At 73.0% G+C, this 20,962-nt stretch carries 16 protein-coding genes; 7 read left to right on the plus strand and 9 right to left on the minus strand.

All coding sequences use genetic code 11. The features are described from left to right. Positions 1–4: 4 nt before the first annotated feature. Positions 5–544, minus strand: a complete 540-nt coding sequence (locus ABD343_RS26595) for an HNH endonuclease (RefSeq protein WP_344531857.1) — start codon at positions 542–544, stop codon at positions 5–7. A gap of 274 nt (positions 545–818) precedes the next feature. Between ABD343_RS26595 and ABD343_RS26600 the strand changes: the two genes are divergently transcribed. The 7 genes from ABD343_RS26600 (at position 819) to ABD343_RS26630 (ending at position 8,746) form a co-directional block, all read left to right on the plus strand. Next, on the plus strand, positions 819–1,838 hold the full coding sequence (locus ABD343_RS26600; RefSeq protein WP_344531858.1) for a mechanosensitive ion channel family protein: 1,020 nt from the start codon (positions 819–821) through the stop codon (positions 1,836–1,838). 150 nt (positions 1,839–1,988) lie between these two features. Then, entirely contained in the window at positions 1,989–3,206 is a 1,218-nt protein-coding gene (locus ABD343_RS26605; protein WP_344532256.1) for an ROK family transcriptional regulator, read from the plus strand. 88 nt (positions 3,207–3,294) lie between these two features. Beyond that, positions 3,295–4,644 (plus strand): ABC transporter substrate-binding protein, encoded by a 1,350-nt coding sequence (locus tag ABD343_RS26610; protein WP_344531859.1) that lies wholly within the window; start codon positions 3,295–3,297, stop codon positions 4,642–4,644. Further along, positions 4,641–5,588: a carbohydrate ABC transporter permease gene (locus ABD343_RS26615; RefSeq protein WP_344531860.1), complete on the plus strand. Its 948-nt coding sequence runs from the start codon at positions 4,641–4,643 to the stop codon at positions 5,586–5,588. Before ABD343_RS26610 ends, ABD343_RS26615 begins: the two co-directional genes overlap by 4 nt. 7 nt (positions 5,589–5,595) lie before the next feature. Further along, positions 5,596–6,480, plus strand: coding sequence for a carbohydrate ABC transporter permease (locus tag ABD343_RS26620; RefSeq protein ID WP_344531861.1), 885 nt, complete (start codon positions 5,596–5,598; stop codon positions 6,478–6,480). Next, positions 6,477–7,757 (plus strand): 6-phospho-beta-glucosidase, encoded by a 1,281-nt coding sequence (locus tag ABD343_RS26625; RefSeq protein WP_344531862.1) that lies wholly within the window; start codon positions 6,477–6,479, stop codon positions 7,755–7,757. The genes ABD343_RS26620 and ABD343_RS26625 overlap by 4 nt, the downstream gene beginning before the upstream one ends. Next, on the plus strand, positions 7,748–8,746 hold the full coding sequence (locus tag ABD343_RS26630) for an N-acetylglucosamine kinase (protein ID WP_344531863.1): 999 nt from the start codon (positions 7,748–7,750) through the stop codon (positions 8,744–8,746). The genes ABD343_RS26625 and ABD343_RS26630 overlap by 10 nt, the downstream gene beginning before the upstream one ends. Before the next feature lie 67 nt (positions 8,747–8,813). On the opposite strand, the gene ABD343_RS26635 is transcribed toward ABD343_RS26630, so the two are convergent. The 8 genes from ABD343_RS26635 to ABD343_RS26670 form a co-directional block, all read right to left on the minus strand. Continuing rightward, entirely contained in the window at positions 8,814–10,022 is a 1,209-nt protein-coding gene (locus ABD343_RS26635) for an FHA domain-containing protein (RefSeq protein ID WP_344531864.1), read from the minus strand. 52 nt (positions 10,023–10,074) lie between these two features. Then, the gene (locus tag ABD343_RS26640) at positions 10,075–11,430 is read right to left on the minus strand and encodes a vWA domain-containing protein (protein ID WP_344531865.1); all 1,356 of its coding nucleotides are present in this window, start codon (positions 11,428–11,430) and stop codon (positions 10,075–10,077) included. A gap of 106 nt (positions 11,431–11,536) precedes the next feature. Further along, positions 11,537–13,057 carry a PP2C family protein-serine/threonine phosphatase gene (locus ABD343_RS26645; protein ID WP_344532257.1) on the minus strand — a complete coding sequence of 507 codons (1,521 nt, stop codon included), beginning with the start codon at positions 13,055–13,057 and terminating at the stop codon, positions 11,537–11,539. Positions 13,058–13,059: 2 nt separating this feature from the next. After that, positions 13,060–15,765, minus strand: coding sequence for a serine/threonine-protein kinase (locus ABD343_RS26650; RefSeq protein WP_344531866.1), 2,706 nt, complete (start codon positions 15,763–15,765; stop codon positions 13,060–13,062). 25 nt (positions 15,766–15,790) lie between these two features. Next, positions 15,791–17,104: a coiled-coil domain-containing protein gene (locus ABD343_RS26655; protein WP_344531867.1), complete on the minus strand. Its 1,314-nt coding sequence runs from the start codon at positions 17,102–17,104 to the stop codon at positions 15,791–15,793. A gap of 92 nt (positions 17,105–17,196) precedes the next feature. Then, the gene (locus ABD343_RS26660) at positions 17,197–18,285 is read right to left on the minus strand and encodes a glutamate ABC transporter substrate-binding protein (protein WP_344531868.1); all 1,089 of its coding nucleotides are present in this window, start codon (positions 18,283–18,285) and stop codon (positions 17,197–17,199) included. Between the two features lie 14 nt (positions 18,286–18,299). Then, positions 18,300–19,727: a hypothetical protein gene (locus ABD343_RS26665; protein ID WP_344531869.1), complete on the minus strand. Its 1,428-nt coding sequence runs from the start codon at positions 19,725–19,727 to the stop codon at positions 18,300–18,302. A gap of 170 nt (positions 19,728–19,897) precedes the next feature. After that, positions 19,898–20,962: a methyltransferase domain-containing protein gene (locus tag ABD343_RS26670; protein WP_344531870.1), complete on the minus strand. Its 1,065-nt coding sequence runs from the start codon at positions 20,960–20,962 to the stop codon at positions 19,898–19,900.

The following is a 20,962-nucleotide window of genomic DNA, read 5'->3' on the forward strand; positions in this document are numbered from 1 at the left end:
GATCTCAGGCAGTGGATCTGCCGTCGATCCGGGCGAGGTCGTCGTCCGCGCCGTATGGCTGGAGGTAGGGCAGCCAGCGCGGGTCCCGGTGTCCCGTGCCGATGATCCTCCAGGCCAGTCCGGAGGGCGGCGCGGGTTGGTGGCGCAACCGCCAGCCCAGCTCCGCGACATGGCGGTCCGCCTTCACATGGTTGCAGCGGCGGCAGGCCGCCACGACGTTCTCCCAGGCGTGCTGTCCCCCGCGGCTGCGCGGAATGACGTGATCGACGCTGGTTGCGACGCCACCGCAGTACGCGCACCTGCCGCCGTCCCTGGCGAAGAGCGCGCGGCGGGTGAGGGGAACGGCTCCGCGAAAGGGCACGCGCACGAAGCGCTTGAGGCGGACGACGCTCGGAGCGGGTATGACGCGGGTCGCGCTGTGCATCAGGGCGCCGGAATCCTCCAGGCTGATCGCCTTCTCGTTGAGGACCAGAATGAGCGCGCGGCGTAGCGGTACGACGCCGAGCGGCTCGTACGACGCGTTGAGGACCAGGACATGCGGCACGGTGCCTCCTTGTACGTCGGCGGCGCGTGGCTCGCGCCGGGACGATCTCCCCTCAGTGTGTCTCCTGCCCTGGTGACTGCGCCACCACGACCGGCCAACCTTCAGGGCGTGTTTTCAACCACACCGACTGCATCCCCCGTGAGAACTCCCTCCTCCCTCGAACAGATGGGCTCATACTGCTCGATGGCCCCAATCGTGAAGGCCCTGCGCCGTTAGTGTGTTCACCGCGTCCGCGCGTACCCCGCGAACGTGTCTCGCACGGAAGGTCCCACCTGTGTACTGGCTGATCAGCGCCGCCACCCCGTCGCCCGACGGGCCGCAGACCCCGCGCTCCCTCAAGGACGCCCAGGACACCGCGGGAGAGGCAGCGGGATGGCTGGAGGAGAACTGGGCGGACTGGCTCGCCGCCGGTCTGCGCATCATCTTCATCATCGTGGTCGCCGTCGTGCTGCGCTACGTCATCCGTCGCGCGATCACCAAGCTCATAACCAGGATGAACCGCCGTGCGGAGATCGTGGACAGCGGCAACGCGCTGCGCGGTCTCCTCGTCAACAGCGAGCGCAGGCGCCAGCGGTCCGAGGCGATCGGCTCGGTGCTGCGCAACGCGGCGTCGTTCCTCATCCTCGGCACCGCCGCGCTCACCGTCCTCTCGGGGCTCGGTATCAACCTGGGCCCGCTGCTGGCCAGCGCCGGTGTCGCGGGTGTGGCCCTCGGCTTCGGCGCCCGCAACCTGGTGCAGGACCTGTTGGCGGGCATGTTCATGCTGCTGGAGGACCAGTACGGCGTCGGTGACCGCGTGGACGTCGGCGAGGCCTCGGGCGTGGTGCTGGAGATCGGGCTGCGGGTGACGCAGCTCCGCGGCGACGGCGGCGAGATCTGGTACATCCGCAACGGCGAGATCAAGCGCGTCGGCAACCTCAGCCAGGGCTGGGCGATGGCGATGATCGACGTACGGGTCCGGGCGAGCGAGGACATGGAGGAGGTCAAGTCCGTCATCCTGTCCGCCGGCGAGGAACTGGCCCACGACTCCCCCTGGGACGAGATCCTGTGGGAGCCCGTCGAGGTGCTGGGCCTGGACGAGGTGACGCTCGACTCGATGGTGCTGCGGGTCTCGGCCAAGACGATGGCGACCAAGAGCCTGGGCGTGGAGCGCGAGCTGCGCTGGCGCGTGAAGCGGGCCCTGGACCAGCGCGGCATCCGGATCGTCGACGAGGAGTCGCTCGCACTGGAGGCCGCGCGGGCCCCCGTGGACCTCGACAAGGGCGAGGGCATCCCCTTCCAGCAGCAGCGCTGAGGCCCCTTCTCCCCCGGTTCTCCCCCCGGTTCTCCCCCAGGCCCCGCCCCACAGGTTCCGTCGGCCCATTGACGCCTGTCGGGCGGGGCCTTACTGTCCTGCGCATGAATGGGAAACCTTCCTAACAGTACGCGTATGGAGGCAGCGGAGATGGCCGGGACGACGCCGGGGACGCCCCGTGTGCTGCGGGCGATGAACGACCGGGCGGCACTCGATCTGCTGCTCGCGCACGGGCCGCTGTCACGCGGCCGGATCGGCAAGCTGACGGGCCTGTCGAAGCCCACCGCCTCGCAGCTCCTCTCCCGCCTGGAGGCCGCGGGGCTGGTCGTGGTGACGGGCACCAGCGAGGGCCGCCCGGGGCCCAACGCGCAGCTCTACGCAGTGAATCCGGCGGCGGCCCACGTCGCCGGGCTCGATGTGACCTCGACCCGGCTGCGGGCCGCCGTCGCGGACATCACGGGGCGCACCGTCGGCACGCACGAGGTGCCCACCCCGGGGCGGCGCTCGGCCGGGGCCGTGCCGCTGGTGCTGGAGGCGGTCGACGGCGCGGCGAAGGCCGCGGGCGTCCACCGCGGCGACCTCCAGCGCATCGTGATCGGCACCCCGGGCGCCTTCGACCCCAGCACGGGACGGCTGCGGTACGCCTCGCACCTGCCCGGCTGGCACGCCCCCACGCTGCTGGACGAACTGGCCGCGGCGCTGCCGATGCCGCTGGAGTACGACAACGACGTGAACCTCGTGGCCGTCGCCGAGCAGCGCCGGGGCGCCGCGGGCGAGCACGAGGACTTCGTGCTGCTCTGGAACGAGGAGGGCCTCGGCGCCGCCGTCGTCATCGGCGGGCGGCTGCACCGGGGCTGGACGGGCGGTGCGGGCGAGGTCGGCTTCCTGCCCGTCCCCGGCACCCCTCTCGTACGGCAGCCCGCGCAGGCCAACAGCGGCGGCTTCCAGGAGCTGGCGGGCGCCAACGCGGTGCTGCGCCTCGCGCGCGAACTCGGCCTGTCCTACGACCCGCAGGCGGAGATGAAGGACGCCGCCGCCGGTCTGCTGGCCCGCGCCACGGCCGAGGAGCGGGAGAAGGAGCACGCGGAGGCGTACGACACCCTGCTGCGGCGCTTCGCCACCGGCCTCGCGACCGGGCTGGCCTCGCTCGTCGCCGTCCTCGACCCGCAGCTCATCGTCGTCTCGGGCGGCGTGCTCGCGGCGGGCGGCGAGCACCTGCTCGACCTGGTGCGGGCCGAGCTGTCCGAACTGGCCGTGCCGCGCCCCCGGCTGGTGCCGGGCACGGTGACCGACGACCCCGTACTGAGCGGCGCGCTGGAGAGCGCGCTCGCGACGACCCGCGACGAGGTGTTCGACACCTCCCGCTGACCCGACCCCACCACCGGCTCCACGCTCTCCCCTTCTCCACCCCTCTCCGCCCCCACTCCACCCTTCACTGCCAAAGGGAGGCTCCGCCATGCCCGTACACGCGAGCGGAATCCGAAGGGCACCGGTCACTCTGTCCGCCACCGTCGCGGTCGCCGCCTTGCTGGCGAGCGCCTGCACGGGGTCCAGCGGCACCGCCGCGAACGACGACCCCGACGCCGAGACCACGATCACCTTCTGGCACGGCTGGAGCGCGCCCAGCGAGGTGAAGGCCATCGACGCGAATATCGCGGCCTTCGAGAAGAAGCACCCCAACATCACCGTCAAGACGGTCAAGAACGTCAACGACGACAAGCTCAACCAGGCCCTGCGCGCGGGCGGCGACAACGCCCCCGACGTCGTCTCGTCCTTCACCACCGACAACGTCGGCCGGTTCTGCTCCTCGAACGCGCTGGCCGATCTGGACCCGTTCCTGAAGAAGTCGCGCATCGTGCCGGAGAAGACGTTCCCGAAGACGATGCTCGACTACACGCAGTACAAGGGAAAGCGCTGCACCCTTCCGCTGCTGGGCGACGCGTACGGGCTCTACTACGACAAGGACGCGTTCCGGAAGGCCGGGATCGAGAAGCCGCCGAAGACGTTCTCCGAGTTCGACAAGGTGGCGAAGAAGCTCACCGTCGAGAAGGGCGACTCGTACGAGCGGCTCGGCTTCATGCCGAACTACCACGGCTACGAGACGACGATCGAGCACTACGGCGGCCAGTTCGGCGTCCGCTATTTCGACGGCGAGGGCAAGGCGAACGGCGCGCGCGACCCCCGGATGAAGCAGATGTTCCAGTGGCAGCGGGGCCTCGTGGAGGACCTGGGCGGATTCCGGAAACTGGAGAAGTACCGGTCCACGTTCGGCGACGAATGGGGACCCAAGCACCCCTTCCACACCGGCAAGGTCGCCATGCAGCTCGACGGCGAGTGGCGCGGCAAGATGGCGAAGGACGCGGGCGTGGACTTCGAGGTCGGCACGGCGCCGCTGCCCGTTCCCGACGACCAGAAGGACGAGTACGGGAAGGGCTATCTCGCCGGGACCGTCGTCGGGATATCCAACTCCAGCCCCAGGAAGAACGCGGCCTGGGAGCTGCTGAAGTTCATGACCACCGACACCGACGCGGTGGTCGGCTTCGCCAACGAGATCCACAACGTGCCCTCGACGCTGAAGGCGATGAAGTCCCCGAAGCTCGAAGACGATCCGAACTTCCGGACGTTCGTGGACATCGCCCGGCACCCGAAGAGCAGCCACGCGCCCGCAAGCCCCAACGGCGGCTCCTTCCTGCTCACGCTCCAGGACCTGAGTTACGCCGTGGAGTCCGGCAGGCAGAAGGACCTGGACGCCGGGCTGAAGAAAGCCGACGACCAGATCGACAAGGACATCGCGAGGGCGCGGTGAGCGCGGCGAATCCCGGACTGCGGGCGCGGCGCCGCAGGTCGGCGCTGCGCACGCTCGGATTCCTCTCGCCCTGGCTGATCGGGTTCGGCGTCTTCTTCGGCTATCCGCTCGCCGCGACCGTCTACTTCTCGTTCATGAAGTACGACGGATTCGCGGATCCGGTGTGGAACGGATTCGACAACTGGACGTACGTCTTCACCGACTACCCGTTCTTCTGGCCCGCGCTGGGGAACACCCTGTGGCTGGTCGTGGTGATGGTCTCGCTGCGGGTCGTCTTCGGCCTCGGGATCGGCCTCCTCGTCACGAAGATCAAGACGGCGCCCGGCCTCTTCCGCACCTTCTTCTATCTCCCCTATCTGGCCCCGCCCGTGGCCGCGACCATGGCGTTCGTCTTCCTGCTGAACCCCGGTACGGGCCCGGCCAACACCGTCCTGGACTTCTTCGGACTCCCGCAGCCCGGCTGGTTCAACGACGCGTCCTGGTCCAAGCCCGCGCTGACACTCCTCGCGCTCTGGGGAATCGGCGATCTCATGGTCATCTTTCTGGCCTCGCTGCTGGACGTGCCCAAGGAGCAGTACGAGGCGGCGGAACTCGACGGGGCGGGACCCTGGGCCCGGTTCCGCTATGTGACGCTGCCGAACATCTCGCCGATCGTGCTCTTCGCCGTCATCACCGGGATCATCGACACGCTCCAGTACTACACCCAGCCGATCGTCGCCTCGAAGGTCGCCAGCGGCGTGATCGGCGGCTCCGGGCAGCAATTCGAGCCCGGATATCCGGAGAAGTCCACGCTCACCGTTCCCCAGGTCGTCTACAACCTCGGGTTCCAGCGTTTCGACACCGGCGCCGCCAGCGTCGTCGCCCTGGTCCTCTTCGTGATCGCCATGGCCTTCACGGCACTGCTGATGCGCCGCCGCAGCGGCTTTCTGACGGCGGAGGACTGAGAACACCATGACCGCACTCCCGCTCTCCAAGACCGCCAAGCCGCTGCGGCTCGCGGCGCCCGCGCACCGTAAGGCGATGCTGCGCTGGATAGCCGTCCACGCGCTCGCGATTGCCGCCGCGCTCTTCTTCGTGCTGCCCTTCGTCTTCGTCCTGCTCACCGCGCTGATGAGCGACAGCCAGGCCCTCACCCGCGATCTGTGGCCGAACACCTGGGAATGGGGCAACTTCCGCACCGTGTGGGAGACCCCGGGCTTTCTGACCTGGTGGCGGAACACGCTGCTCTACGCCGGGCTCGGCACCGTCCTCGCGGTCGGCTCCAGCGTTCCGGTGGCGTACGCGCTCGCCAAGTTCCGCTTCCGGGGCCGGAATTCCATGATGATGCTCGTCATCGCGGCGATGATGCTGCCGCCGCAGGTCGTCATCGTGCCCATGTATCTGCTCTGGTCGAAGCAGTTCGGCCTCTCCGGGACGCTGTGGCCGCTCATCATCCCGTTCGCCTTCGGCAATCCGTTCACCATCTTCCTGCTGCGCCAGTTCCTGCTGACGATCCCCAAGGAGTACACGGAGGCCGCGCGGCTCGACGGCTGCGGCGAATTCCGGGCCATGGTCAAGGTCGTGCTGCCCATGGCGAAGCCGGGGCTGGCCGCCGTCGCGCTCTTCCACTTCTTCTACTGCTGGAACGACTATTTCGGCCCGCAGATCTACGCCTCCGAGAACCCCGGTGCCTGGACGCTGAGTTACGGCCTGGAATCCTTCAAGGGCGCCCATCAGACCGACTGGAACCTCACCATGGCGGCCACCGTTCTGGTCATGGCCCCGGTGATCGTCATTTTCTTCTTCGCCCAGCGCGCCTTCATCGAGGGCGTCACACTGACGGGAGTAAAGGGTTGAAGCTCGCAGTAGTGGGGGGCGGTTCCACCTACACCCCCGAACTCATCGACGGATTCGCGCGGCTGCGGGAGACCCTGCCGGTCAGCGAACTCGTCCTGATCGACCCCGCGGCGGACCGGCTGGAGAAGGTCGGCGGCCTCGCGCGGCGGATCTTCGCCCGGCAGGGCCACGAGGGGACGATCACCACCACGGACGACCTGGACGCGGGCGTCGACGGCGCCGACGCCGTGCTGCTCCAGCTCCGCGTCGGCGGGCAGGCGGCCCGCGAGCGGGACGAGACCTGGCCCCTGGAGTGCGGCTGCGTCGGCCAGGAGACCACCGGCGCCGGAGGCCTCGCCAAGGCGCTGCGCACCGTGCCCGTCGTCCTGGACATCGCGGAGCGCGTACGCCGCGCGAACCCCGAGGCGTGGATCATCGACTTCACCAACCCTGTGGGAATCGTCACACGCGCCCTGCTGGAGGCCGGCCACCGCGCGGTCGGCCTGTGCAACGTGGCCATCCACCTCCAGCGGAAGTTCGCCGCGCTCCTGGACACCGAGCCGGACCGGGTCCACCTCCAGCACTACGGGCTCAACCACCTCACCTGGGAGCTGGGCGTCACCCTCGGCGGCGGCCCGGACGGCGCGGGCGGCACCGACGTGCTGCCGAAGCTCCTCGCCGAGCACGGCCCGCGCATCGCCGAGGACCTGCGGCTGCCGCCCGGCGTCCTCGACCGCCTCGGCGTCGTGCCCTCCTACTACCTGCGCTACTACTACGCGCACGACGCGGTCGTCGACGAGTCCCGCACCAAGCCCTCCCGCGCCGCCGAGGTCGCCGCCATGGAGCGCGAGCTGCTGGAGATGTACGCCGATCCCGCGCTCGACGAGAAGCCCGCCCTGCTCGCCGAGCGCGGCGGCGCCTTCTACTCGGAGGCCGCCGTCGCCCTCGCCGCCTCCCTGCTGGGCGCCGACGGGGGCACGAGCGTCCAGGTCGTCAACACGTACAACAACGGCACCCTGCCCTTCCTCCCCGACGACGCGGTGGTGGAGGTCCCCGCGAGGATCTCGCGCGCGGGCGCGGCGCCCCTCGAAGCGCCGCCGCTCGACCCGCTGTTCGCGGGGCTGGTCTCGCACGTGACCGCCTACGAGCGCCTCGCGCTGGACGCGGCGCTGCGCGGCGGGCGCGAACGGGTGTTCAGGACCCTGCTGGCGCACCCCCTCGTCGGCCAGTACGACCGCGCCGAGCGCCTCACCGACCTCCTCCTCTCCCACAACCGGGAGCACCTCGCGTGGGCCTGACGAGCACCGGAGCGGGCGTGTGCGTCGCCGTCGACGCGGGCAACAGCAAGACCGACGTGGCCGTCCTCGACACCTCGGGACGCGTGCTCGGCGCGGCACGCGGGGGCGGCTTCCAGCCGCCGACGGTCGGCGTGGCCGAGGCCGTGGGAGGGCTGGAGCGGACCGTGCTGCGCGCGGCGGAGGCGGCCGGGGCCTCCCCCGCCGACTTCGCCCACGTCTCCGCCTGCCTCGCCAACGCCGACCTGCCGAGCGAGGAGCGCGCGCTGGAGTCGGCGCTGCGGGACCTGGGGTGGGGCGGGACCGCACATGTGGCGAACGACACGTTCGCGATCCTGCGCGCGGGGCTGCCCGACGACGGTTCCGTACGGCACGGCGCGGCGGTCGTGTGCGGCGCGGGCATCAACTGCGTGGGCCGCGCCGAGGACGGGCGTACCCACCGCTTCCCCGCCGTCGGCCACCTCTCGGGCGACTGGGGCGGCGGCTCGGGGCTGGCCTCCGAGGCCCTGTGGCACGCGGCCCGCGCGGCGGACGGCAGGGGCGCTCCGACGGCGCTCGCGCGGGTCCTGCCCGCGCACTTCGGGCTGCCGACGATGTACGCGCTGATCGAGGCGCTGCACCTGGGCGAGCTGCCGATGGCGCGGAAGCACGAGATCACCCCGCTGCTGTTCGCGTGCGCGCGGGAGGGTGACCCCGTCGCGCTCTCCCTCGTCCACCAGCAGGCCGACGAGATCGTCTCCCTCGCGGTCGTCACGCTCTCCCGGCTGGACCTGCTGGAGACGGCGAGCCCCGTCTTCCTCGGCGGCGGCGTGGTGACGGCCCGCCACCCCGAGCTGGACGCCCGTCTCGCCGAACAGCTCGCCCTCCGGGCCCCGAAGGCGACCGCGCACCTGGTGACGGCCCCGCCCGTGCTGGGCGCCGCGCTCCTCGCCCTCGACCAGGCGGAGGCCCCGCGGGACGCCCACGCGCGCGTGCGGGAGCACTACGCGTAGGGGCGGGCGTACGTACGAGGAGGGGCCCGGCGCGGTGTGCGCCGGGCCCCTCCTCGTACGGGGCGGGTCAGCCCCGGTGCAGCGTGATCGTCGTCCACGCGCCGACGTGGACGCGGTCGCCCTCCTTCAGGGGGACGGGGACGAACGGCTGGATCGGGTCCTCCGCGCCGTTGATCGTGGTGCCGTTGGTGGAGTCCTGGTCCACCACGGACCAGCTCCCGTCGGGCTGCTGCACCAGCACCGCGTGCTGGTGCGAGACGCCCGGGTCCTCCGGCTGACGGGCCAGGTCGATGTCCGGGGCCTCTCCCGTCGAGGCCCGGCGGCGGCCGATGGTGATCTGGTTGCCGGTCAGCGGAAGCTGCTGCTCCGGGGAGTACGCGGGCAGATTGAGCGCCGCGGCCTCGGGGCCGCTGCGGCCCATCATCGCCGTGAAGTACTCACGGTCCGGCGCGATCACGGCCACCCACGAACCGGGGCCCTGCTGCCCGTAGTCGGGCTGCCCGTAGTCCGGCTGGGGCGGCTGCTGGTGCTGCTGCTGCGGGAAGGGCGGCGGGCCCTGCTGGCCCGGCCCCTGCTGCCCGTAGTCCTGGTGCGGGGACGGGGGCGCGCCGGGGTAGCCCTGCTGGCCGCCCGGGGGCGGGCTGAGCACCCAGTCGCCGCTGGGCTGCGCGCCCTGGCCGGGCGGCGGGCCCTGCTGGCCGGGGTCGCCGTACGGCAGCGGCTCGGCGGGCCGGTTCATCTGCGAGGGCCGCGAGCGCTCGTAGTCGAGCCCCGGATCGTGGCCCTGGCCCTGCCCCTGGTCGTGGTGGCCGGGGTACGGCTGCTGGCCGCCCGGCGGCGGGAAGCCCCCGGGGCCGCCCGGCGGCGGACCCTGCTGGCCCGGGCCGGGGCCCTGCTGCTGACCGTGCGGGACGTACGTCGTGGGCGAGTGCGTCAGGAAGTTGTAGCGGCACTCCTCGCAGAACGGCGCCTGCACCTCGCGCGGGGTGCCGCACTGCGGGCACAGCTCGGGCCGGGCGCCCTGCTCGCCGCCGGGCGAGCCGGGACCGGGATAGCCGTATCCCTGGCCGGGCACGCCGGGACCGGGCGGCGGGCCGCCCTGCTGGCCGGGGCCGCCGGGACCGGGGTAGCCGTAGCCCCCTCCGTGCGCGGGCGGCGGCGGAGGAGGTGGCGGTACGGCACCAGCGGGCGCGGCGGGCGCGTGGGTCATGCGGTGACCGCACACCTCGCACCAGTCGTCGGCCGCCGACTGGTGACCGTTCGGGCAAGTCGGCATGGTGAGTGCCTCCCCCTCCGTGCTCCTGCTCTTCAGTACCTCTGGGTACGTGCTACTTCTTCACGCGGACCGTCTTGGTGGACCGCGTCTCCAGCGTCATTTCGTCCGCCTCGGCGACCTTCGCCTTCAATCGAACAGTACCCGCCGCCGCGTCCACGACGTCGACCACCTTCGAAAGCAATTTCGCAGTATCCGCGTTCCCGGATTCATTGGCCAGTTGTACCGCACGCCCGAGTTTTGCGGTTGCGCCCGCTTCGTCCCCGGTTTTCCGCATATCGAGACCGGCCTGGATGGCCTGGGCCAGCTCGGCCTGCCCCGTGTAGTGCGCGACCTGCGGATTGATCGACGTGGTGGCGACCATGTCGTCCGTCCACACGGCGCGGATCAGTCCCTGCGAGAGGGTCTGCGCCGGGCCGCCGTCCGGCGCCGGGAGGACGAGCGAGACGCGCGCCGCGAGCATCTCCTGGCCGACCCCGGCCGCGGGCACCTCGACGCACACGTGGTAGTCGCGGGACTCGTCGCCCCAGGAGCCCGTGGGATAGTCGCCCGCCCGCGCGCCCGACTGGGTACGGCGGTCGGTCAGCTCCTCCACCGTCGGCGCGACCTGCTTGACGAACTTGACCTCCGAGCCCTGCGGCGTCCACAGGCGGAGCGCCACATCGGCGACCTCCTTGCCCATGGCCGACTCCATCATCCGCGTGAAGTCGTCGGCGAGGCCGCCCGGATCGGCCACGATGTCCGCGGAGCCGAGCAGCGCCGAGGCGATGCCCGTGACCTCCTTGACCTCCCAGTCGGTGCCCACGCCGCGCGCGTCGCACGTGAAGCGCCCCGCGCAGGCGTCGAGCGCGGCCCTCAACTGCTCGGGCTCCTCGTGCTCGTTGCGCCCGTCGGTCAGCAGGATGCCGTGCCGGATCGCCACGTCCGCCGAGTTGAGCAGCCGGTCGGCCAGCCGCAGCCAGGTGCCGATGGCCGTGCCGCCGCCCGCGCTCAGGCTCCGCAGCGCGTCCTTGGCCTGCGCCCGCGTCGCGTCGTCCGCGACGGCGAGCCCCCCGCCGCCCGGGAACACCTCCTTGGCCTGGTGGGTGCCCGCGACGACCGCGAACGCGACGCCGTCGCGCACCGTGTCGATGGCGGCGGCCGTGGCGTCGCGCGCGTTGCGCATCTTGGTCGGCGGGTAGTCCATCGAGCCCGAGCAGTCGACCATGATGACGACGGCCGCGTCGGGCCCGTCGGACAGCGCCGCCCGCGCCGGGTCGGCGACCGGCAGGGGCAGGCCGCCCGTCGTCCCGCCGCCCGTCGAGGTCACGGTGACGATCGCGTTGACCTCCTGCGCGCCCTCCGGCAGGTACTCGTTCTGGTACACCTCCACCGAGAAGCGCGGGGCGTTCGACTTGGAGAAGTTGGCCATGTGTTCCGCTCCTGATGCTCTACAACGACAAGTAGACAAAGGGGCGGGCGGAAGTGCGGTGTCTCGCGGTGCTTCCCCCCGGTTCCGTTCTAGGACCGTCCCGGCATCAGGCCGATCCTGCCCGCCCGGACGGCGCGGGGAACGGGACCACGGCCACTGTTACGTTGTCGTGGCCCCCGCCGTCCAGGGCGTAACCGACCAGGTGCTGCGCCGAGTGCAGCGGCCGGTTGAGGGCGTCGTGCGGCACGGCGGCGGCCATCTCGTCCGCCGACTCCGCGTAGTTCCAGAGCCCGTCCGTGCACACCACCACTACACCCGCCCGGTCGGGCTTGAAGGAAGCGGTGTGCGGGTCCAGTTCGTACGCGTCGGCGCCGAGCCAGCCGGTGATGGCGTGCGCGCGGGAGTCCGCGTACGCCTCGGCCTCGTTCATCAGCCCGGCGGCGACCATCTGCGCCGCCCAGGAGTCGTCCTCGGTCAGCCGCGCCGCGGGCGCCGAACGGTCCTGGGGCACCCAGTACGCGCGGCTGTCGCCGACCCAGCCGACGGTGAGGATGCCGTCGGCGGTCAGCGCGCCGACGATGGTGCACGCGGGCGCGTTCTTCGACGGCTCCGGAGGGGTGTCCTCCGCCAGCACGTTGACGGCCTCGGAGGCGGCGACGAGCGCGTCGTGCATCGCCTGCTGCGGGTGCGTGCCGCGCACGACGGCGTCGCTCAGCGAGGCGCTCGCGGCCACCGCCGCCGCGGCAGAGGCCTCGTCGGGTCGGGTCGCGGAGGAGACCCCGTCGCAGACGACCGCGATCGTCGCGGGCACTCCGGAGGGGCCCGTCGTCTCGGTCACCGCGAAGTAGTCCTCGTTGCGGTGATGGCGCAGCCCCCGGTCGCTGGCGGCGGCCACGGTGTCCAGGGCGCGCTCCATGTGGTCGCGCTCGCGGGGCTGCTTGTGGCCGCAGTGCTCGCAGTAGCCGTCGTCGTCGATGGTGCCGGTGCCGCACGCCACGCAGCGCGGGCCCAGCAGTTCGGGCCCGCTCATCCCGCTGGGCACGTCGCCGAGGGGCTCGGAGCCCGCGCGCCGCGCGGGCTCGCCGCCGCCCACGTCGAGGAAGACGGTGCCGTCCCGGTCGTCCCCGCCGTCCCTGTCGTCGTGCCCGTCGTGACCGCGCGGCCCGTCCTCGCGCAGCGCGCGCGGATCGGCGGCACGGGGATCGGGCGCCGGGGCCGCGGACGGCGAGGGGGTGGCCTCCCGCGAGGCGCCGGGCCGCTCCTCGGTGGGCTCCGTCGGGCGCGCGGGCTGCAGCGTGAAGTCGGCGTCGGCGGAGGGGCGTCGGCCCGCGTCGGCGGACGGCCGCCGGGCCTCGCCGGCGGCGCCGAGACCGGCCTCGCCGCGCGCCGCGTCCGCGCGTCCGGCCTCCGCGTGCCGCCCCGGCGGGGGCGTGACGGGCAGGGACTCGCGTGCGGGCACGCCGTTGACCGGCAGCGTGGGCCGGTCCTCCCCCGGCGCGCCGGCACCGGCCTCGGCCGCCCGCCGCGCGGCCGCCAGGTCGGCGCCGCACGCGCCGCAGAAGCGGTCCCCCTCCTCCAGCGGCTCCGCGCAGCTCGGGCAGACGGACAGTTGGTCGAGCTGTGGCATGGTCACACCCACGTCCTGGGGCGGAAGCGGTTGGCCCGCTCCACCAGTTCGATCCTCTCGGTTCCCGTCTGCGCGAGCCGCGCGAGCAGGCGGTACGAGCGTTCCAGGCCGAAGCGCAGCCCCTCCTCGGTGAGCGGGCTGCCGAGCAATTGTCTCCCGGCCTCGTCGCCCGGGGGCGCGCCGCGACGGCACAGCGTCCAGTCGAGCGCGCAGCCGAGCACCTCGGTGGTCAGCTCCTCGCGGCGCACCGCGTCGAGGCTCACGTGCTGGAGCTCCTCGACCTGCCGCGCGGCGGCCTGGAGGTCGTCCAGCAGCGGCTCCTGCGGGGAGCGCTGGCGCAGCCGGGCGCGTACGGCGGCCACGCGCGCCGCCGTGAAGTGGATGGACGCCTCGGGGACGGACTCCAGCGCCCGTACGGCCCCGGTCCTGTCCCCCGCGGCGAGCCGCACCCGGGCGAGGCCGAACGCGGCGCTCACGTACGCCGGGTCGGTGGCCCACACCAGGCGGTAGTACTCGGCCGCGTTGTCCAACTGGCCCAGCACCTCGGCGCAGATGCCGAGGGCGAGCTTGGGCGCGGGCTCGCCGGGGAACGCGTCGTAGACCGCGTCGAAGGAGAGCGCCGCGGTCTCCCGGTCGCCGGAGACCAGCGCGGACAGGCCCCGGTACCAGACGACCCGCCAGTCGTCCGCGTGTTTGGCCTCCAGCGCGGCGAGGGCCTCGCCGGACGCGGCGGCGTCGTCCATCTCCAGCAGGGCGCGCAGCTCGCGCAGCCGCCGCTCGACGGAGTCGGTGGGCGCGCCCTCCAGCGCGGCCAGCAGATCGGCGGGCGCCGAGGCCATCAGGCCCGCGAGGAAGCCCGCGTTGGGGTCGGACGGGTCCACGCGCGGCACGGGCAGCGCCATCGCGGTGGGCCGCGCCTGGAACGGTACGAGCGCGACGGCGCCCGCGGCCTCCTGGGCGGCGGGCGTGCCGCCGTCGGGCCGCCCCGGCAGCCGTACGTGCGCGGGGGTGGTGCCGAACGCGCCGTGCGGGCCGCCGTTGGCGCTCTGCGCCATCAGCGTGGTGGCGGGGGCTGCCTCCTGGGCCGCCGGGGCCTCCTGAGCCCGCTGGGCCGGGATCGCGGGGGGTGCGGGCGGGGCGGGGAGGGCCGCCGGGGAGCCGGCCCCCTTGCCCCGCTTGCGGCCCGGCGCGGTCCGGCGGGCGCCCAGCAGCGAGGTGTCGCCCGTCACATGGGCGAGCAACTGCGTGTCCACGACGCGCAGCTCCGGCCCGAACAGGGTGGACATCGCGGGCCTCGGCCGCCCCGTCTGGAGCGCGACGACCTCCCGCAGCACGCCCAGGAGCTGCTCGGCCATCTCCTGCGCCGAGGCGAACCTGCGCTGCGGGTCGGGGTCCGTCGCGCGCACCAGGAGGCGGTAGAAGGACTCGTACTTCTGGAAGACCTCGATGTTCTCGGGGTCGGGCAGGGAGTCGACGAAGACGTTCGTGTAGCCCTGGAAGTCGAAGGTGAGGACGGCGAGCGTCCGCGCGACCGTGTAGAGGTCGGAGGCGACGGAGGCGCCCTCCTCGGCGACCTCGGGCGCCTGGTAGCCGACCGTCCCGTAGATCGCGCTGTCGTCGTCGTCCATCCGGCGCACCGCGCCCATGTCGATCAGCTTGAGCTGGTCGTCCTGCTGGATGGCGTTGTCGACCTTGAAGTCGCAGTAGAGCAGGTTGCGGCTGTGCAGGTGGCCGAGGGCCTCCAGCGCCTCGATGCCGTACGCGCACGCCTGCTCGACCGGCAGCGGGTCGCGCTTGCCGTCCGGGGTACGGCGGCCGTTGGCGATCTCCTTGAGGGACTTGCCGCCGACGTACTCCATGACGATGTAGCCGTCGAGGCTGCCGGTGCGCTGGTCGAGGTGCTCGACGAAGTTGTAGATGCGGACGATGTTGGAGTGCTCGATCTCCGCGAGGAACCGCCGTTCGGCTATGGCCGCCGCCATCGCGTCCTCGTCGCCCGTGTCGAGCAGGCCCTTGAGCACCACCCAGCGGTCGGAGACCGCGCGGTCCACGGCGAGGTACACCCAGCCGAGCCCGCCGTGCGCGAGGCAGCCCGCGACCTCGTACTGGCCGTGCACGATGTCGCCCCGGTCCAGCTTCGGCACGAACGAGTACGGGTGCCCGCACTTGGTGCAGAAGCCCTCCGTACGCCCCGTCCTGCTCCCCCGCGAACGGCCGACGGGCGCGCCGCACTCGCTGCTGGAGCAGAACCGCTTCCGCTCGGGGACCTCGGGGTTCTCCAGCACGACCGACGCCGGGTCGGGCTTGGGCACGTCCGGTATCTGCACGAGCCCCGCGCCCAGCCTGCCGCGCGAGGAGGAGCCCGCCGTCGAACGGCCGCTGCGCACCGAGACCGAGCGGGCCGAGGTGCGCCCGGACAGGTTCCGGGAGAGCCGCCCGGAGACCGAGCGGCGCGAGGACTGCGAGCGCGAGGAGGCGCGCGAGGACGAGGAACCGGTCCGCGTGGACCCGGTCGAGCCCGAGGAGCGGCTGTCGCGCCCCGCGCTCGTCATCCCGGTCGGCGCGGCACCGAGCATGCCGCCCGGCGCGACGACCGGGGCGAGCCCGCAGGTGTCGCAGTACAGCTCGCCGCCGCCCATGTCCTCGTACGTGCCCTCGCACTGGGGCCGCTGGCACGGCTTGTTCAGCACACTCGACTGCTCGCTCACGGCCTGTGGCCCCCTCGCCCCTCGTTCACTGCGTCTCCGCGCCGGTCTGCCGCTGGCCCGGCACCAGCACCTCCCGTGCCGCCTGCTGGTAGCGGAGCACCGCGTCCTCCGCCGCGCGCAGGTCGCAGGGCGCGCTCCACAGCATGCGGCGCGCCACGTCGTACCGCTCGATCAGCATCCGGTCCTCCGCCATGCCGTGCTGGGCGACCTTCGCCTTGTACGCGTCCAGCCTCCCGCGCAGCTCCGCGCGGACCGCGAGCGGGGCCGTGACGGCGGACAACTGGGCACGGGCGCGCTCCAGTTCGTCCTCGGCGCGCCGCTCCAGGCTCTCCAGCAGCGGCGAGAGCCGGTGCCACTGCGCGTGCCGCCGGTACTCGGCGGCGGTCGCCAACTGCTCCTGGAGCACCGTGGGCGGGCCGCTGACCGCGGGCACCTCGGACGCGGCGATCTTCGCCAGGACCTCGCCGCGCGCGGACCGCGCCTCGGCGAGCGTACGGTCCGCGCGGGTCAGCAGATCGCGCAGCTTCATCAGCCGCTGCTCCGCGTCCTGCCGCACGGTCAGCACCGCGTCGATCTCGCGGCGCACCTCCTCCAGGGCGCGCGCCGCCGCGTCGTACCGCGTGGTGTCCGGGCGTCCGCCGCCCGGGGCGCTGCTGCCGCCGGTGGACGCCCAGAAGGCCAGCGGGTCGGCGACCACCTCGGCGCGCAGCGCGGTCAGTTCCGCGGTGGTGCGCTCCAGGTCGTCGCCCGCCGGGTGCTCGCCGGGGCGGACGCCCACCGAGTGCGCCAGCGAGCGGACACGCTGCAGCTCGGCGGCGAGCAGGTCGATCCGGGCGGGCAGCGCGGACCAGACGGAGTCGGCGGCGGCGACGACGTCCAGCGCCTGCGCGTACCACTCGTTCATCCGCTCGACGAGCTGGCCGAGCGTCAGCTCCTGGGCCAGCCGCGGCCCCTCGGTCAGGCTCATGCCCTGCGCTCCGGCCGCGACGCCCGTCAGGCCGCCGGAGACGGTCAGGGTGCCGCGCAGCAGCCGGGTCAGCTCGGTCAGGTCGTCCCGGCTGGGCCAGCGGCGCCTGGCCCGCAGCTCGCGTGCCGACTCCAGGGTGCGGGAGTAGGTCTCGAACCCGTTCCACAGCAGGGTGATGGCCGCCTCGGCCTGCGCCCAGCGGTGCGCGGTGACGCCGGAGAGCTGGGCGCCCTCCAGCAGCCTGCGCCCCGCGTGGTCCTGGAGGGCGAGCAGCGACGACTCGACCGCCTCGTGCTCGGCGTCCAGCCGCTCCAGAGCACGATCGGCCTCCTCCCGGCTCATCACCGGTCCGGTGGGTCCCGCGGGCCCCATCGATCACCTCGCTGTTCTCTCGTACGAACGCTCGGACCGTTCGCTTCCCTCAGCGCCGCCCGTTCAGTCCTGTCAGTCCTGTTACGGGCGTCTCAGTCCCGGTAGACGGGCTTGGGAGGCGTGTCCTCGTCCTTCGTACCCCCCAGGTTCCCTTTCAGCCACTTGTCGTACGAGTCGCGCCACTGGTCCTTGCGGAACTCGCCGAGCACCTTGTTGACCCTGCGCACCAGGTCCTCGTCGTCCAGGTTCATCGCGATGCCGTACGGCTCGGTGGTGACCGGCTTGCCGATCAGCTCGACCGAGGGGTCCTGCGCGGCCTGTCCGGCACCCAGCGCGCTGTCGGTGACGGTCGCGTCGGCCTCGCCGAGCTGGAGCCTGACCAGGCAGTCGAGCTGGTTGGGGACGACGACGGGCTCGGCGCCCAGCTTCTCGTAGCGGCCCGAGGTCATGAGCTGCTCGGCGGTCGAACCCGAGGCGTAGCAGACCTTCTTGCCGCGCATGCTCTTGTCGAAGCCCTTGACCTTCGCGCGCTTCTTCGGCACCAGGAGCTGCTGGCCCGCCTCGAAGTAGGCGGTGGAGAAGTTCACCTGGAGCTTGCGCTCGCAGTCGATGGTCATGGTGCGCACGACCATGTCCACCTTGCGGTCGCGCAGCGCGGGGATGCGCTGGTCCGTGGGGATCGTCTTGAACGTCAGCTTGCCGTCCCTGTCGTCGCCGCCCAGCAGGTCCTCGGCGATGGCGCGGGCCAGGTCGATGTCGAAGCCCTCCAGCTTGCCGGTCGTGGGGTCGCGGAAGCCCCAGCGGAAGCTGTTCTGGTCGACGCCGACGACGAGCTTGCCCTTCTTCTTGATCTCCTTGACGGCCTTCCCGTCGTCGCCGTCGGGCCGCAGGCTCGCGGCGGCGGGCTTGCCGTCGTCGCACGTCTCGGGCTTGAACGGGGCCGCGGGCGCGGCGGGCGCGGCCGGTGCGGCGGCGGGTGCGGCGCCCTTCCGGTGCGGCGAGGACGGTTCCGGCGAGGCGCCGCCGGAGTCGCCCGCCGACAGCACGGTGGAGACCAGCACCGCGCCGACGACCGCGAGCCCGCTCGCGGCGACGGCGGCGGGCCTGCCCGGCCGGCGACGGCCGGATCCGTACGGGCGCCGACGCCGACGGCGCTCATCGGTGTGCTCTGCGCTTCCCATGGCTGTCTCCCCCCTCACCTGTACTCCGCGAGCCTGCGTCCGATTCCCCAGATCGCCACGGCCGCGCCCACGAGCGCGAGCACCAGGGCGCCGATGCCGAGGCCGTCGAACCAGCCGCGCCCGTCGTCGGCCGCCTTCTCGAACTGCTTCTGCTCATGGGCGCTGGCCACGCCCAGGCTGTCGTCGACCTCGTCGAAGCTCCGGCCCGTGCTGTCCTCGGCGCCGATGACCTTGGTGACGGCCTTGTCGTACTCGCCGCGGTCGTCCATGCGGCGGGCGTCGGCGTGCTGCTTCCGCCAGGTGTCGACGGCGCCCTTCGCGTCCTCGACGGCCTTCCGCCCGGCGCCGTCGTCGGCCATCGCGAGCGCGTCGTCGAGCTGGCCGCCCGCGCCCCTGCCGGAGCCGCGGCCGTCCCCGGCGACGTCGGCCATCTGCTTCTTGTAGCTCTTCTCGTACGCGGCTCCGCCGCCGCGCGCGACCAGCGTCATGTTCTCGTCGCCGCGCGCCTGGAGGGCCCCGATCCACGCCTCGTTGAGCGCCTGGAGGGAGCGTGCCCCCTTCTCGTCGGACTCGGCGAGCCCGGCGCGAGCCATGGCGTGGCCGCCGGTCAGCCACACCATGACGGCGAGCGTGGCGGCGGTGGCGGCGAGCAGGCCCGGGTTGAACACCCGGTTGGTGCGGCGGAAGTTGCGGCGCTGGGCCCAGACGAGGCCGCCCAGCGCGAGCACCCCGGCGCCGATCGCGAGGAACGGCCAGGACTTCGCGTCCTCGTAGTCGCCGCCGAGCCGCGCGGTCTCCGCCGTGTAGAGCTTGCGGGCCGCCGGGAGGAGTTCGCCGCGCATCTCCTGGTTGGCGTAGCGCAGATAGGCGCCGCCGAGGGGCAGTCCCTGGCGGTTGTTGGCGCGGGCCGACTCCACGAGGCCCGTGTAGCGCGGCAGTCCGCGGTTGAGTATCGCGATCTGCTTCTGGGCGCTCTCGGAGCTCTTGGAACTGGCCGCGGCGTTGACGAGCAGCTCGGACGCCTGGCGGATGTCCTTCTCGTACCGCTCGCGCACGTGGTGCGGCTCGTCGCCGCCCGCGAGGAAGCCGCTGGAGGCCGAGGTGTCGGCGTCGGCCAGCGAGCGGTAGACGCGGGCCGCGGCGGCGCTCAGCGGCTGGCTGTGGTCGACCACGGCGTCGGCGGACGACCGACGGTCGGAGACCTGCCAGGCCGTCACGCCCCCGAACAGCACGACGAGCGCGGCCAAGGCCGCGCCGATGGTCCTGAGTCTGCCGGGCTCCGTGAGGACGGCGCCCCGTATTCGGTGGACGCCCTCGGCCCAGGCGGTGCGCCGGGGAGCCGTCGCGGGCCCTGAGGCGGCGGCGGGGGCCGGTGGCGGAGCCGGTGCCGGGGAGGCGGGAGGCGTCGGTGGCGCCGGTGGCGCAGTCGGCGGCTGTGTCACGGCTTGGAGACCTCCCCCTGGGTCGCTGGCATGGGCCCTCCCCGATGTGCCCTCCGTGTGGTCTCACGCCGGGAACCGAGCCTTGGCCAGCAGTATGGCCGCAGGGAGCGGCAACCACACGGCTTTGGCTGGGATCTTGTTCGGATCGCGACCAGAGCGTACGCCCTCCATCACGCACCGGACGGGTCCGCGGTTCCCACGGCCGTCCCGCCCGTACCGCCCAGTGGCCAGGCGTACGGGCCGTACGGGTCGTCCAGCCAGGCCCACTGCCGGCCGTCCGCCACGGTGACCCCGTACCGCTCGCGTCCCGGGCGGCCCTCCCGGTGCCACAGGGCGTAGGCCTCCTCGGGCTCCAACCGGCCCCCGGAGACCGCGAGGAGGAAGCGGAAGCTGTCGTCCCGGCGGGCGTGCCCGGGCACCCCGGGCGTCGCCGGGGGCGGGGGCGGCGGCGCGGGGGTGCCGCCGCGCAGCGGCACGAAGTAGGCGGGGGTCGGCGTGAAGTGGCCCGAGGCGGCGGCCTCTTCGCGCTCCGGGGCTGTGTCCTCCGCGTGCCCGCGCTCTGCGGAGGCGGTCTCTCCGTGCCCCGAAGCGGCGGCCTCCCCGCCCACGCGCAGCGCCAGCAGCCCCGTGGCCAGCGGCGCGAGGATCAGCGCGTCCTTGGCGCACTGCGCGAGCCACGCGGGCGGTACGGACGGCAGGGCGCAGGTCGCGATGATCCGGTCGTACGGCGCGTGCGCGGGGCAGCCCCGGGCGCCGTCCCCGGTGATCACCCGGGGCCGGCGGCCCGCCGCCGCCAGGTGGGCGCGGGCCGCGTCGGTGATGTCGGGGTCGAGGTCGACGGTGGTGACGCGGGAGTCGCCGAGGCGGTGGCAGAGCAGCGCGGCGTTGTAGCCGGGCCCCGTGCCGATCTCCAGGACGGTCATGCCGTCCTCGACCCGGAGGTACTCCAGCATCCGCGCCATCAGAGAGGGCTGGCTGCTGGAGGAGATCAGCTCGCCGTCCCGGATGCGGGTGGCCAGCGGCTGGTCCGTGTAGACCCCCTCCCGCCAGCGCGCCCGGCGCTCCGGATCGGGGTCGTCGCGCCACAGCCGCTCGTACCCGCCGTCCCTCGCCGCCGCGTAATAGAACGGCACGAACAGCTCGCGGGGCACCTCGGCGAAGGCCGCGCGCCACGCGGGGTCGCTGAGCGCCCCGCCGGCCACGATCTCCCGGACGAGATCACAAGGTGCACCCAT

The sequence above is a fragment of the Streptomyces albiaxialis genome, from assembly GCF_039530985.1.
Classification (GTDB): domain Bacteria; phylum Actinomycetota; class Actinomycetes; order Streptomycetales; family Streptomycetaceae; genus Streptomyces; species Streptomyces albiaxialis.